This is a genomic window from Novosphingobium sp. (assembly GCF_019748365.1).
GTDB lineage: Bacteria > Pseudomonadota > Alphaproteobacteria > Sphingomonadales > Sphingomonadaceae > Novosphingobium.
On sequence record NZ_JAIEPN010000037.1, the window covers coordinates 1 to 13,731 of the forward strand.

General features: G+C 65.6%; 15 protein-coding genes. 11 read left to right on the forward strand and 4 right to left on the reverse strand.

Annotation, left to right across the window (positions count from 1 at the left end; all coding sequences use genetic code 11):
- The coding region (locus tag K5Q19_RS05510) for a ribonucleoside-diphosphate reductase subunit alpha (protein ID WP_292942032.1) at positions 1-1,628 on the reverse strand (1,628 nt) is incomplete at its 3' end.
- 543 nt (positions 1,629-2,171) lie between these two features.
- Here K5Q19_RS05510 and K5Q19_RS05515 point away from each other — a divergent pair.
- The gene (locus K5Q19_RS05515; protein ID WP_292942034.1) at positions 2,172-2,414 is read left to right on the forward strand and encodes a GlsB/YeaQ/YmgE family stress response membrane protein; all 243 of its coding nucleotides are present in this window, start codon (positions 2,172-2,174) and stop codon (positions 2,412-2,414) included.
- 114 nt (positions 2,415-2,528) lie between these two features.
- Here K5Q19_RS05515 and nadB read toward each other — a convergent pair whose 3' ends face one another.
- Positions 2,529-4,148 carry an L-aspartate oxidase gene (gene nadB, locus K5Q19_RS05520; RefSeq protein ID WP_292942036.1) on the reverse strand — a complete coding sequence of 540 codons (1,620 nt, stop codon included), beginning with the start codon at positions 4,146-4,148 and terminating at the stop codon, positions 2,529-2,531.
- Between the two features lie 402 nt (positions 4,149-4,550).
- Positions 4,551-5,507 carry an ABC transporter ATP-binding protein gene (locus tag K5Q19_RS05525; RefSeq protein WP_292942038.1) on the reverse strand — a complete coding sequence of 319 codons (957 nt, stop codon included), beginning with the start codon at positions 5,505-5,507 and terminating at the stop codon, positions 4,551-4,553.
- A 103-nt stretch (positions 5,508-5,610) separates the two neighbouring features.
- Between K5Q19_RS05525 and K5Q19_RS05530 the strand changes: the two genes are divergently transcribed.
- From K5Q19_RS05530 to K5Q19_RS05575, 10 genes are all read left to right on the forward strand, one after another.
- Positions 5,611-5,808, forward strand: a complete 198-nt coding sequence (locus K5Q19_RS05530) for a zinc-finger domain-containing protein (protein WP_292942040.1) — start codon at positions 5,611-5,613, stop codon at positions 5,806-5,808.
- A gap of 42 nt (positions 5,809-5,850) precedes the next feature.
- Entirely contained in the window at positions 5,851-7,278 is a 1,428-nt protein-coding gene (gene tldD, locus K5Q19_RS05535) for a metalloprotease TldD (RefSeq protein WP_292942042.1), read from the forward strand.
- Between the two features lie 166 nt (positions 7,279-7,444).
- Entirely contained in the window at positions 7,445-7,885 is a 441-nt protein-coding gene (locus K5Q19_RS05540; protein WP_292942044.1) for a hypothetical protein, read from the forward strand.
- Between the two features lie 47 nt (positions 7,886-7,932).
- On the forward strand, positions 7,933-8,496 hold the full coding sequence (locus K5Q19_RS05545) for a GNAT family N-acetyltransferase (RefSeq protein ID WP_365758546.1): 564 nt from the start codon (positions 7,933-7,935) through the stop codon (positions 8,494-8,496).
- Positions 8,497-8,504: 8 nt separating this feature from the next.
- Positions 8,505-9,641 carry a flavodoxin-dependent (E)-4-hydroxy-3-methylbut-2-enyl-diphosphate synthase gene (ispG, locus tag K5Q19_RS05550; protein ID WP_292942046.1) on the forward strand — a complete coding sequence of 379 codons (1,137 nt, stop codon included), beginning with the start codon at positions 8,505-8,507 and terminating at the stop codon, positions 9,639-9,641.
- A gap of 43 nt (positions 9,642-9,684) precedes the next feature.
- Positions 9,685-9,948, forward strand: a complete 264-nt coding sequence (locus tag K5Q19_RS05555; RefSeq protein WP_292942048.1) for a type II toxin-antitoxin system ParD family antitoxin — start codon at positions 9,685-9,687, stop codon at positions 9,946-9,948.
- Positions 9,945-10,247, forward strand: coding sequence for a type II toxin-antitoxin system RelE/ParE family toxin (locus K5Q19_RS05560; RefSeq protein ID WP_292942050.1), 303 nt, complete (start codon positions 9,945-9,947; stop codon positions 10,245-10,247). Before K5Q19_RS05555 ends, K5Q19_RS05560 begins: the two co-directional genes overlap by 4 nt.
- A 66-nt stretch (positions 10,248-10,313) precedes the next feature.
- A complete protein-coding gene (locus K5Q19_RS05565) occupies positions 10,314-10,841 on the forward strand; it encodes a TIGR02281 family clan AA aspartic protease (RefSeq protein WP_292942052.1) in 528 nt (175 codons plus the stop codon).
- Positions 10,842-10,852: 11 nt separating this feature from the next.
- Positions 10,853-11,347, forward strand: a complete 495-nt coding sequence (locus tag K5Q19_RS05570) for a GNAT family N-acetyltransferase (protein ID WP_292942054.1) — start codon at positions 10,853-10,855, stop codon at positions 11,345-11,347.
- 32 nt (positions 11,348-11,379) lie between these two features.
- Positions 11,380-11,991: a murein L,D-transpeptidase catalytic domain-containing protein gene (locus K5Q19_RS05575; protein ID WP_365758552.1), complete on the forward strand. Its 612-nt coding sequence runs from the start codon at positions 11,380-11,382 to the stop codon at positions 11,989-11,991.
- A 185-nt stretch (positions 11,992-12,176) separates the two neighbouring features.
- Here the strand turns inward: K5Q19_RS05575 and K5Q19_RS05580 are convergent, their stop codons facing one another.
- On the reverse strand, positions 12,177-13,610 hold the full coding sequence (locus K5Q19_RS05580) for a L,D-transpeptidase family protein (protein WP_292942090.1): 1,434 nt from the start codon (positions 13,608-13,610) through the stop codon (positions 12,177-12,179).
- Positions 13,611-13,731 lie beyond the last annotated feature (121 nt).

Genomic DNA, 13,731 nt, shown 5'->3' on the forward strand with positions numbered 1-13,731 from the left:
TTCGACTGGAGCAGCTTCTCGAGATAGGGGTTCTTGACCACGAAGCTGCCCGAGAGCGTCTTGTGGGTGTAGATGTTGGCCGGGATCGGCTCGATGCAGGCAGACGTGCCGCCGCAGATGATCGAGATCGACGCGGTGGGGGCAATCGCCATCTTGCAGCTGAAGCGCTGCATGACGCCCATGTCCGCCGCATCGGGGCACGCGCCGCGTTCCTGCGCGAGGAGGAGGCTGGCCTCATCCGCCTTGGCGGCGATGTGCTTGAACATCTTGAGATTCCACGCCTTGGCCATGGCGCTTTCGAAGGCGATGCCCTTCTGCTGCAGGAACGAGTGGTAGCCCATCACGCCCATGCCGACCGAGCGTTCGCGCATCGCGGAATACTTGGCGCGGGCCATCTCGTCCGGCGCGCGGTCGATGTAATCCTGCAGCACGTTGTCGAGGAAGCGCAGCACGTCCTCGATGAAGCGGTCGTCCTTGTGCCACTCGTCCCAGGTTTCGAGATTGAGCGAGGAGAGGCAGCACACCGCGGTGCGATCGTTGCCGAGGTGGTCGCGCCCGGTGGGCAGCGTGATTTCCGAGCAGAGGTTCGAGGTCGAGACCTTGAGGCCCAAATCGCGGTGATGCTTGGGCATCATGCGGTTCACCGTGTCGTTGAACACGATGTAGGGCTCACCCGTGGCGAGGCGGGTTTCGACCAGCTTCTGGAACAGCGAGCGCGCATCGACGGTGCCGCGCACCGAGCCGTCCTTGGGGCTGCGCAGGTGGAACTCGGTGCCATCGCGCACCGCTTCCATGAACTCGTCCGTCAGCAGCACACCGTGGTGCAGATTGAGCGCCTTGCGGTTGAAATCGCCCGAGGGCTTGCGGATTTCGAGGAACTCCTCGATTTCCGGGTGCGAGACATCGAGGTAGCACGCCGCCGAGCCGCGGCGCAGCGAGCCCTGGCTGATCGCGAGGGTGAGGCTGTCCATCACGCGGACGAAGGGGATGATGCCGCTGGTCTTGCCGTTGAGGCCGACAGACTCGCCGATGCCGCGAACCTGGCCCCAATAGGTGCCGATGCCGCCGCCGCGGCTGGCGAGCCAGACGTTCTCGTTCCACGTGCCGACGATGCCTTCGAGGCTGTCCGACACCGAATTGAGGTAGCACGAGATGGGCAGGCCGCGCCCGGTACCGCCGTTCGAGAGGACGGGGGTGGCGGGCATGAACCACAGCTTCGAGATATAGTCGTAGAGCCGCTGCGCGTGGCCCTGATCGTCCGCATAGGCATCGGCGACGCGGGCGAAGAGATCCTGATAGCGTTCGCCGGGGAGGAGATAGCGATCGTCGAGCGTTTCCTTGCCGAACGCGGTCAGCAGCGCGTCACGCTCCGAATTCGTCTGGATCGTGAAGCGGCGCGCGTTGATCGTCTTGGAATCGCTGACCGGCTTGGCCGCTGCGGCGAGCGCACCGGCTGCGCCTGCGGCCCCCATGGCTGTCAGGGCCGCAACGAGCGCCTCGCTGCCCTTGTCATCTGCGTTCATGCCAATTGCCTTTTCGTTGCCACCAGCGGGGGTGCTGTCACCGGCGAGCAGAAGCTCGCTCTGGCCATCATGCTCCGCGACGCTGTCTCCAGTCCTGAAATCCACGCTGGCAGTCCCCTGTTCCATCTGCTGCGCGCGGGCCGGCCCAAGCCGAATCGCGACGCGAAATCCATCATACGCCGTGCGGAACAAAAGGAGAATATTTCATTCTCCCGGGTGCCCGCACCGGCGCCCGCAATACGGTCAAGTCGAGGGTCGGCGGCGAAGCTGCCACCGTTGCCGCGAGCTAACTGCCCGCCGCGCCACCGAAACTAGGTTTAGAGGTTCCCCCAGGACCCGACCACTACCCATAGTGCCTCAACCGGAATCAGACACAAGAGGGTAAACACCCCATTACCGATTCGGCTCGTCGCACGTACGATTCGTTTCATCGTCATGACATCCATGCTGCAGCGCAGCGACGCGTGCGGAAACGGGCATTTCAAGTCCCAATAAGAGGTTGCGGGAATTTTTTTGACGGGCTCCCCCGATCTTGTGGACAAGATCGCTGTCCAGACCCGAACACCACTTAGCCACGCGATTATCCACTGGCGTGTGGGGCTGCCGCCGCGATATGGCCTCCCGGGCACACAAACGCGGAGCGGCAGCGTGTTCAAACTTATCTCGATCCTTGTCAGCGGCTTGCTCGTCGGCCTCGCAGCGCGCTACCTCTATCCGGGCACGGTTCCCATTGGGCTTGGCCGGACCATCCTGCTGGGCATCGCAGGCTCGCTCGTGGCCGGGCTGGCGGCCGGCTGGGGCAGCAAGGACGGCGGACAAGTGAGCCGCGCCGGGTGCATCGCCTCGGTGCTGGGTGCGATGGTACTGATCTTCATCGGGCGGCATCTGTAGGGGGCGCGTCTGGCCGCTCTGGATCCTCGCCTGCGCGGGGATGACGAAGGGGGTGGGCTGGGATGACGAAACGGGTGAGGGCAAGGATGGGGCGCTTGACGCCCGCCCCCGCGCTCAGTTTGGCACCAGCACCGTATCGCGGGCGGCGGGCTGGGTCTGGGGGTAGTCCTCGTTGAAATGCAGGCCGCGGCTCTCGCGGCGGGCGCGGGCGCTTTTCACGATGAGTTCGGCGGTCTGGAGCAGGTTGCGCAGCTCGATGAGGTCTGCGGTGACGCGGAAGTTGCCGTAGTAGTCGTTGACCTCGCCCTTAAGGAGCTTGATGCGGTGCGCGGCGCGTTCGAGGCGCTTGTTGGTGCGCACGATGCCGACGTAGTTCCACATGAAGCGGCGCAGCTCGGTCCAGTTCTGCTTGATGACGACTTCCTCGTCCGAATCCGAAACGCGGCTTTCGTCCCAGGGGCGCAGCGACGGCGGCGGGGCGAAGCTGTCCCAGCGTTCGAGAATGTCGTTGGCGGCGGCATCGCCGAACACGAAGCATTCGAGCAGGCTGTTGGAGGCGAGGCGGTTGGCGCCGTGGAGCCCGCTTTCCGAGCATTCGCCGACAGCATAGAGCCCGTCGAGATCGGTGCGGCCGGCCAGATCGATCAGCACGCCGCCGCAGGTGTAGTGCTGGGCGGGGACGACCGGGATCGGCTCCTTCGTCATGTCGATGCCGAGGCCGAGCAGGCGCTCGTAGATATTGGGGAAGTGGCTGCGGACGAAGTCCGGGTCCTTGTGGCTGATATCGAGGTGGACGTAATCGAGCCCGAGCCGCTTGATCTCGTGGTCGATCGCGCGGGCGACAATATCGCGCGGGGCCAGTTCCTCGCGCGGGTCGAAGCGCGGCATGAAGCGCTCGCCGCCGCCGGGGACGCCGGGGGGCAGTTTCAGGTGGCCGCCTTCGCCGCGCACCGCCTCGGTGATGAGGAAGTTCTTGACCTCGAGGTTGTAGAGGCAGGTCGGGTGGAATTGCATGAATTCCATGTTGGAGACGCGGCAGCCCGCGCGCCAGGCCATGGCGATGCCGTCTCCGGTCGCGCCGCGCGGGGCGGTGCTGAAGAGATAGGTGCGGCCAGCGCCGCCGGTGGCAAGGATCGTGGCGCGCGCGGCAAAGCATTCGACGCGGCCCGTGCCGGTATCGAGCGCGTAGACGCCCCAGACGCGGTGGCTGGCGCTCTCGCCGTCGGTTCGGTCAGCGCGGTGCCGGTCCGTTACCAGATCGATCGCCACCATATCGGGGCGCAGGGTGATATTGGGGTGGGCCTTGGCGGCGGCGATCAGCGCCTGCTGGACGGCCCAGCCAGTGGCGTCGTCGACATGGACGATGCGGCGGTGCGAGTGACCGCCCTCGCGCGTCAGGTGCAGCGCGCCGGATTCGGCATTGAAAGGTACGCCGAGGTCGGCGAGCCGGCGGATCGCCGCGGGCGCGTTCTCGACCACGAACTCCACGGTGTCGCGCCGGTTGAGGCCGGCACCGGCGACCATGGTGTCGCGGATATGGTCGTCGAACGTGTCGCCCTCGTCGAGCACAGCGGCGATGCCGCCTTGGGCCCAGGCGGTCGATCCGCCATCGAGCGCGCCTTTGGCAAGCACGAGGACGCGGCAGCGTTCTGCCAGGACGAGGGCGGCCGTCAGGCCGGCGGCGCCGGAGCCGATGATCAGGACATCAGGGCTGGCTGGGTCAGCGGCACTCATGACCAGACCCGGGGCGCATCAGGAAAGCGATCAAACACGCACGCTCTTTGCCCGTCCCGGTGCCGTTTGGAAAGTGCGAAGCGGAGCAGGGCCAAAGGTAAAAAGTTTGTGTTGGCCCTCGCTCAGCGTTTGTTTCCGCACTTGCGAACTGGTAGTTTCACTTAGTGGGACCCTCCTCTCCAGGATCACCAGCATGTTTTGGCGTCTGCCTTTCTGCCTGTTCAATCGACATCGCTCCGACCCGGCCACCGTGACGTGGAACGGCACCCGCCATGTTGGCCGGTGCCGTGATTGCAAATGCGCCATCCGCAGATCGGGAAGAGGGTACTGGAAGCGCATAACCGAGCAGGAAAACGCTTAAAATCAAGATTTTGAAAACTTTCGCTAGATGCCCGGCCCGATTTAACCGTCGGCGCTGGCAGGGGCGCTCGTCAGTTTGACAAAGACATCCTCGAGGTCGGCTTCGTCGGTCGAGACATCAACGATCCCGTACCCAAGCGATTGCACGAGCGCGAGCACGCCGCCCGCGTTGATGCGGTCCTTGTTATAGGTCACGCGCAGTTCGCGTTCGCCCGAAACGGTGCTCTTGACGAAGGCCTCATGCTGCGGCGCACCAGTGATCGGACGGTCCAGCATGAGGACCACGATTTTCTCGCGCATCATGCCGACCAGATCGCGCGTCGGCTGATCGGTGATCAGCTTACCGTGATTGATGATCGCGATGCGGTCGCACAACTGCTCCGCCTCTTCGAGGTAGTGCGTGGTGAGAACGATGGTAACGCCTTGATTGTTAAGGTCGACCACAAGTTCCCACAGCAGCCGCCTGAGCTCCACGTCGACGCCCGCGGTCGGCTCGTCGAGCACGAGAATCGGCGGGGTGTGGACCATGGCCTTGGCGATCAGCAGGCGGCGCTTCATTCCCCCCGAAAGCGAGCGCGCATAGGCATGGGCCTTGTCGGCAAGGTGGACCGACTGCAGGAGTTCGAGCGAGCGCCGCGCGGCAGGCGGGACGCCATAGAGCCCGGCCTGGATATCGAGCACCTCGATCGGCGTGAAGAACGGATCGAACACGATCTCCTGCGGCACGATGCCGATCGAGGCCTTGGCGTTGCGCGGCTCGCGGTCGATGTCGAAACCCCAGATCTCGACCGAGCCGGACGATTTCATGACGAGGCCGGCAAGCGTGTTGATGAGGGTCGACTTGCCCGCGCCATTGGGGCCGAGCAGGCCGAAAATCTGGCCCTGCGGAACATCGAAGCTGACACCGCCGAGCGCGAGTTTGCCTTCACCGGACCGGCTGCCGGCAGGGGCGTAGCGCTTGACGAGATCGCGGATGCGGATGGCGGGGGTGGTGTTCATGGGGCTCTCCCTGCCCCCTGATGCGCCCGCCGTAAAGGGGCAAGACCGCCAACATGCATCCTCCAACTTGTCGGCGCGGCGCGGGTTTGCTAGTCGCGCGACCATGAGCACGATCAAGGCACCCGAGACGGTTCTCACCACCAGTACCCGCGTCCGCTGCGACGGCGCGGACGGCATCCGTGGCGGTGCGGCGCTGGGCCACCCGCGCGTGTGGATCGAGATCGACGAGCGCGGGTTTGCCGAATGCGGCTATTGCGACCGGCGCTTTGTCCTCAAGGGCGGACCTGCCGACCACGCGTAATCGCGGTGGCATGATGCGGCGGGGCTGCCTATATCCCTGCGCATGACCCACACACCCGATCCCCGCTCGCTGCTCTATCGCCCCGGCCTGCTCACGCCTGACGAGGCCAAACGCCTGACCGCGGCCGCGCTGGGCGCCTGCGAGGACGGCGAGCTCTACCTGCAGTTCATCGCGAGCGAGAGCTTCGGCTTCGACGACGGGCGGCTGAAGACAGCGGACTATTCGCGCGATGCCGGGTTCGGTCTGCGCGGCGTTTCGGGCGAAATGACCGGGTTTGCCCATGCCAACGAGATTTCCGCCGCCGCCATCGCGCGCGCCGGAGAGACGCTGAAGCTGCTCGATCCGGCAAAGACCGCGCCCGCTCCGGCGCCGCGCCAGAACAATCGCCACCTCTATACCGATGCCTCGCCGCTCGATGCGATCCCCTTCGCGGCCAAGGTCAAGCTGCTGGAGACGATCGATGCCGCCGCGCGCGCGCGCGATCCCCGCGTGGCGCAAGTTTCGGCGAGCCTCTCGGCGAGCTGGTCGGTGGTCGAGATCGTGCGCGCGGACGGCTTTGTCGCGCAAGACGTGCGGCCGCTGGTGCGGCTCAATGTCTCGATCGTGGCCGAGCACAATGGCCGGCGCGAAACGGGCACGTTCGGGATCGGCGGGCGGCGGCTCTATGACGACTTGTTCGAGCCGGAGACGTGGAACCGCGGGATCGATACGGCGCTGGCGCAGGCGCTCGTCAATCTCGAATCGGTCGATGCCCCGGCGGGCGAGATGACCGTGCTGCTCGGGCCCGGCTGGCCCGGCGTGCTGCTGCACGAAGCGGTGGGCCACGGCCTTGAAGGCGATTTCAACCGCAAGGGCACTAGCGCCTTTTCCGGCCGGATCGGCGAGCGGGTGGCGGCGCCGGGCGTGACCGTGGTGGACGATGGCTCGATCCCCGGGCGGCGCGGCTCGCTCACCATCGATGATGAAGGCACGCCGACCGAAGAGACCGTGCTGATCGAGGACGGCATTCTCAAGGGCTATATCCACGACAGGATGAGCGCGCGGCTGATGGGGCTGGCGCCGACGGGCAACGGGCGGCGCGAAAGCTATGCCCATGCGCCGATGCCGCGCATGACCAACACCTTCATGCGCGCCGGCAACGACGATCCCGCCGAGCTGCTGAGTCGCATGAAGAATGGCATTTTCGCCAAGTCCTTCGGCGGCGGGCAGGTCGATATCACCAGCGGCAAATTCGTGTTTTCCTGCACCGAGGCCTACCGCGTCGAGAACGGCAAGCTTGGCGCCCCGATCAAGGGCGCGACCTTGATCGGCGACGGGCCGAGCGTGCTGACGCGCGTGACCGGCATCGGCCATGACATGGCGCTCGACGAAGGTGTCGGCGTCTGCGGCAAGGGCGGGCAGAGCGTGCCGGCAGGCGTGGGGCAGCCGACCCTGCTGGTTGAAGGGCTCACGGTCGGCGGCACGGCCTGAACCGCTGCGGCCGGTCAATGGTCTCGAAATGCGGCTGCGAGGAAACTCCGTAATGGGCCGTGGGACTGCGGGTTGAACTGGAGGACCCTCAGGAAAGCAGCAGTCAGCGCTGGTTAAGACGGCGCGGCGCAGTCTGGTCTTCGACCAGAATGAGAAAGGGCTCGTCATGATCCGCAATGCTACAAGGCTCCGGGGTGCCAAGCTTGGGTTCGCTGCTGTCGCCGGTGCGATGTTGCTGGCCGGCGCGGCTGCCGACGCGCACCCGCGGCTCACCGGCGAGGCACAGCTTGCCAAGCTTCTCGATGGCCGTGTCGCGGGCAAGCCCGTGAACTGCATCACCTTGCGCAATGTCCAGACCTCGCAGGTGATCGACAAGACCGCGATCGTCTATGGCAGCGGCGGCACGCTCTATGTGCAGCGGCCGAGGTCGGGCAGCTCGTCGCTCAATTCGAACGATATCCTCGTCACCCAGCTGACGAACTCGCAGCTCTGCAATATCGACGTGGTGCAGCTGCGCGATCGCAACGGGTTGTTCTGGCGGGGTTTTGTCTCGCTCGACCAGTTCGTGCCTTATAGCAAGCCGCCCAAGGCCGCGCAGGCCAACTGAACGGGACACATTGATTTGGGAGTGCAGGCGGCGGTATGGGGCGTGGCATGACAGCCCTGCTCCTTCGCCCTGCCACGTCTGACGACATCTCTGCGCTTGCCGACCTTGGCCGCCGCGCCATCACCGCCAAGTTCGGGCATCTCTACAAGCCGGAAGACTTCGCCGCTTTCCTCGAGCAGGCGCATAGCGAGGCGAAAGTGACCAAGGAAATCGCCGATCCCGGGATGCGCGTTGCGGTGATCGAGGAGGGGGGCGAACTGATCGCCTTCTGCAAGCTGGTGCTGGAAAGCACGATGCCCGCCGGGCACAGCGATGCGCAGAGGCCGCTGGAACTCAAGCAGCTCTATACCGATCCCGCGCGCATCGGCGGCGGACTGGGCGCGAAGCTGATGGACTGGGCCATGGCGCAGGCCGAGGATGTCGGCGCGGATGAAATCCAGCTCTCGGTCTATAGCGAGAACCCCGAGGCGCAGCGCTTCTATCACCGCTATGGCTTCGCGAAGATCGCGGACATCGAATTCTGGGTGGGCAACCACTGCGATCCGGAATTTCTCTATGCAAAGCGCCTTGTCTCTGAAGGCCATGGCCTTGCTGCTGCTGAGAAGGTATAGAGCGGCCCATGTCATCCGTACGCCCCTGGCGCGATATCACGCGCCGCAAGAGCCGCCAGATCATGGTTGGGTCCGTCCCCGTCGGCGGCGATGCGCCGATCACGGTGCAGACCATGACCAACACCCTCACCAGCGATCCGGTCGCCACGATCAATCAGATCAGGCGCTGCGAGGATGCGGGCGCGGATATCATCCGCGTTTCGTGTCCGGATGTGGAAAGCACCGCGGCGCTGGGCAAGATCGTCCGCGCGGCGCGCATTCCGATCGTGGCGGACATCCATTTCCACTACAAGCGCGCGCTGGAAGCGGCGGACGCGGGCGCGGCCTGCCTGCGCATCAATCCCGGCAATATCGGTTCGAGCGACCGCGTGGCCGAAGTGGTGCGCGCGGCCAAGGCCAACGGCTGCGCGATCCGCATCGGCGTGAACGCGGGCAGCCTCGAGAAGGACCTCCTCGAAAAGTACGGCGAGCCGTGCCCCGAGGCGCTGGTGGAATCGGCGCTCGATCATATCAAGCTCCTGCAGGACCACGATTTTCACGAATACAAGGTGGCGGTGAAGGCCTCCGACGTGTTCCTCGCGGTCGCGGCCTACATGGGCCTTGCCGAAGCGGTCGATTGCCCGCTGCATCTGGGGATTACCGAGGCGGGCGGCCTGATCGGCGGCACGGTCAAGTCCTCGATCGGCCTTGGCAGCCTGCTCTGGGCCGGTATCGGCGATACCCTGCGCGTCTCGCTTTCGGCCGAGCCCGAGGAGGAAGTGCGCGTCGGCTTCGAGATCCTGAAGTCCTTGGGCCTGCGCACGCGCGGCGTTCGGGTGGTTTCGTGCCCCTCGTGTGCGCGGCAGGGCTTTGACGTGATCCGCACGGTGGAAAAGCTGGAAAGCCGCCTCAGCCACATCAAGACGCCGATCTCGCTGTCGGTGCTGGGCTGCGTGGTCAACGGCCCCGGTGAAGCGCGCGAGACCGATGTCGGCCTGACCGGCGGCGGCAACGGCAAGCACATGGTCTACCTCTCGGGCGTGACCGACCACACCGTGCAGGACGAGGACATGCTGGAGCACATCGTCGCGCTGGTGGAGATGAAGGCCGCCGAGATGGAAGCGGCGACGACGGACGCGGGGAAGGCGGAAGTGCCGGCGGAGTAAACTCCCGCTTGTCTGGCGCGGCGGTGTGAGGCACGATCCTCGCATGGGCAAGATCGACAAGCGACCCGTCTCCATCCCGGAAGATATTCTCGCAATGGCAGAGAGTGCGGTTGCAGGAGGCGAGTTCGCATCCGTCGAGCATCTGGTCGAAGCGGCCCTGCGGGACTGGCAGGCGCGGCGCGATGCGGACCTTGTGAAGCTACGCGCCCTTATCGACGAAGGCCTTGCCAGCCCGAGTGTGGCTTGGGACGGCGTAGACGGGATCATCGCGGAAGGGCGGCGCATGCTGGCAACTCGCCACGGATGACCTATCGCATTGAGCGGACCGACACGGCCCGTGGCGATCTGCTTGATATCTGGCTGACCATCGCGCTTGACGACCCCGACGCAGCCGACCGCCAATTGCGGCGGCTCGATGAGGCGATTGCCGGTCTGGCCGCATTTCCCCGCCTGGGCCCTGCGCGTGACGATATCCGTCCCGGCATACGGGCCATTCTGCGGGTGCCATTTCTGGCTTTCTACACTGTTGATGATGATGCCCGGATCGTGCGCATCGTCCGGGTTGTTGATGCCCGGCGCGACTTGATGGCGCTGTTTCGGCAATAGCCGGTCGATGCTGCTCCACCGGTCTTGGCAATTTCCTAACCTCTTCGCGGGCACAATCCGCCCGTCATGACCCGCTTCATTGTCATCGCCGGCCTTGTTGTCTTCAGCAGCGCGCTGCTGGCGCCGGGGCTGAAGGTTGATTCGGCCGTTTCGGAGCGGCCTGCCAAGGCATCCAAACCCTCACCGTGGAGCAAGGACGCACCGGCTGCGACGCGCGGCGCAGTGCAGGCCGAAACGGTCGAGATCGCGCGCGACAGGCAGGGGCAGTTTCACCTCAACGTCGATGTCGGCGGCGAATCGGTGCGCTTTCTTGTCGATACCGGTGCCGATGTGGTGGCGCTGACCGAGGACGATGCCGAGCGGCTGGGGCTGCGGCCCGATCCCTCCGAATATCGCCCGATGCTGCAGACGGCCTCCGGCACCGGCATGGCCGCGCCGGTGGAGATCGACCGGTTGACGATCGGTGGGCGTGACCTGACGGGGGTGGAGGCGGTTGTGGTGCCCGATCTGCCGGTGAGCCTCCTCGGCCAATCGGCGCTGCGGCGGCTGGGCAGCGTGACCTTGCAGGGTGACCGGCTGATCATAGCGGGCTAAGGGCCCCTTCCATGACGATCTCCATCCGCTCCGCCGCGCCCGGCGATCTGCCCCTCATAGCCGACCTCATCCGCGGCCTCGCCGAATACGAGAAGCTGGCGGATGAAGTGCGCTTCGACGAAGCCGTACTGGGCACGAAGCTCTTCGGAGAGCGTCCTTATGCCGAGGTGATCATCGGCGAGGTCGATGGCACAGCGCAGGGTTTCGCCTTGTTCTTCCACAATTTCTCGACCTTCGAGGGCAAGCCGGGGGTCTATCTGGAGGACCTCTTCGTGCGGCCCGAGGCGCGCGGCAGCGGGCTGGGCAAGGCGCTGCTCTCGCGGCTGGCGGCCATCGCGGTGGAGCGCGATTGTGCGCGGCTCGAATGGTCGGTGCTCGACTGGAATGAACCGGCGATCGGCTTCTACAAGAAGCTCGGCGCGCGGCTGATGGACGCGTGGACGGTGATGCGGGTGGACGGCGCGGATCTGGCGCGGCTCGGCGCAGGCGGTGGAAAATCGGCGTAATTCGCCGTATATAGAGCAGTATGACGGGACTGGTGAACAGGCGCGGGCTCCTAGCGGGCGCTGCGGCAACGGTTGTTGCTGCAGCGGCGCCGGGCCGCGTGTTTGCGCAGCCCTACAGCGTGCCCGAACAGAAGCGCCGCATTCTGGCTGTCGCCAAGGAGCAGATGGAGCGCGTCCGCTCGGTGCTGTGGCGGACCGATATCGTGGGGGTCGCCGATTTCGCGCTGCCTTCTGCCATGCCGCGGCTGCATTTCGCCGATCTGGAGAAGGGCGAAGTGCGCTCGTTCCTCGTGGCGCACGGCAAGGGTTCGGACCCGGAGCATGACGGGTTCCTCAAGACCTTTTCCAACGATGTCGGCAGCCTCGCCACCTCGCGCGGGGCGTTCATCACCTACGAGTGGTACAAGGGCAAGTACGGCACCTCGATCCGGCTCGGCGGGATCGACCCGGAAAACAGCAACACGCTGGACCGCGCGATCGTGATGCACCCGGCGTGGTATGCCAACCCCGACATGCTGGAGAAGTGGGGCAAGCTCGGGCGCAGCGACGGCTGCTTCGCGATGAGCGAGGCCGATTTCAACGAGGCGCTGTGGCATCTGAGCGGCGGGCGGCTGCTCTATGCGGACCGGTTGGGGATTTATTGAGGTTTAGCGCCCTTTCCGCTGCGGCCGGCCCGCAGGTCGGCCCTCCTTCCAAACACCCTCGTCATTCCCGCGAAGGCGGGAATCCAGAGCCGGATAGCGCGGCGCTTGCCCGCCCTGGATCCCCGCCTGCGCGGGGATGACGAAGGGGGAGGCGGGTGACGAAGTTTTGGGGCGAACGAGGGCGATTACAGCGGATTATCCAGCTTGATGATCGCCTCGGTGCTCTTGCGCTGGTCGGTGTGGAGTTCGCGCGGCTTTGAGAAGCTGGCGATCACCGGCGCATCGCGCTGGTAGATGTCCGGGAAGCTGCGCATCAGGCCGGTCACGTCGCGGGCGACGGTGAAGTAGGTGATGTAGACCGCCCAGGGCTTGGTCATCGGCACCTTGGTGTACTTGCCCGAGAGATTGTATTCGACCGCGGTTTCGGGCGGCAGGTCGGCGCCGAGGATCGCCATCGTCATCGCGAGTTCGGTCGCGCGTTCGGCGCGGATGCAGCCGTGGCTGAGCGCACGGGCGGGGAGCGCGAACAAGTTCCGGTTGGGCGTATCGTGGATGTAGATCGCATGCTCGTTGGGCATGTCGAGTTTCACGCGGCCGAGCGAGTTGTTGTCGCCCGGCTGCTGCACCACGGTGATCGTGCCATCTGCGGCCTTGGTTGCGACATAGCCTTCGCGCGCGGCCTGACGGGGATTCTTGATCAGGCGCGCGCCGAGGCCTTCGCCGACGACGATGGACTGCGGCACCGTCCACGTGGGGTTGAACACCACGTTCTTGACCTGCTCGGCGAGCTGCGGCGTGGCGGTCTTGCCCGGCTTGCCGACGATCGCGCGGTAGGTGCGGATGATCCTGTTGTTCACCGTGAGCCGGAGCTCCTGCTCGGGCACGTTGATGATGAGGTACTGCAGCCCCATGTCGCGCGCCAGCCAGCGCCAGCGATCCATGTTGGCCTTGATCATCGCGATCTGGCGCGGGTCCTTGGCCTTGGCCAGCATGTCCTTGAGCAGCGCGTAATCGGGATGCGTGGGATTGAGCGAGGCGAGCACGCCGGGAATGTCGTGCGTCTCGGTCGCCTGTGCGAGGAGCTGCGAATTGGGATGGAGGTCCTGATCGGGATCGATCGCGAACCACTGGATGCGCGCGGGCATCGGCGTGCGGCCATCGCGCAGGTCTTCCGCTAGCCAGACGAAGAGGCGGCTGGCCAGCGCATCGAGATCATCGCCTTCCCCCTTGGCGATGGCGGCGGCGAGATTCGCCGGTTCATAGTCGGCAGGGGTCAGGCCTTCGGTGCGGACGCCCTTGATCGCGGCGAGGAGGGCCTGCGCATCGGGAATCGTCCAGTGCGCCAGCGGGGGCGGTGCGGGCTGAAACACCGGCTCGGCGGCTGTCGTGGCCGCGTCGGCCGGAGCCGTTGTCGTCTGGGCAGACGGGACGGGAGCAGGGGGCGTGGCGCTCGGGCTCGGGGCGGGTTTGGGCGCATTGACGCTGGGTGCGGGCTTGGCTGGCTGAGCCGCAGCGGTCAGATCGACCGGTCCCTGCCGGGCAGCAGCAGGGGCGGCCAGCAGGGCCCAGCCGATCGCCGCCGTGCAGAGCATGCCGCTGAGACTGGTCCGATGGATCATATGCATTCGTCGATGTCTTTCCCTGTCTGGGCGCCCGGCCATGCGATAATTCCTGCCCCAAGCTGATGTTCCAATCAAGCAAACCGGCTGACTGATTGCTGAATCAGGAGGGTAATCCGGT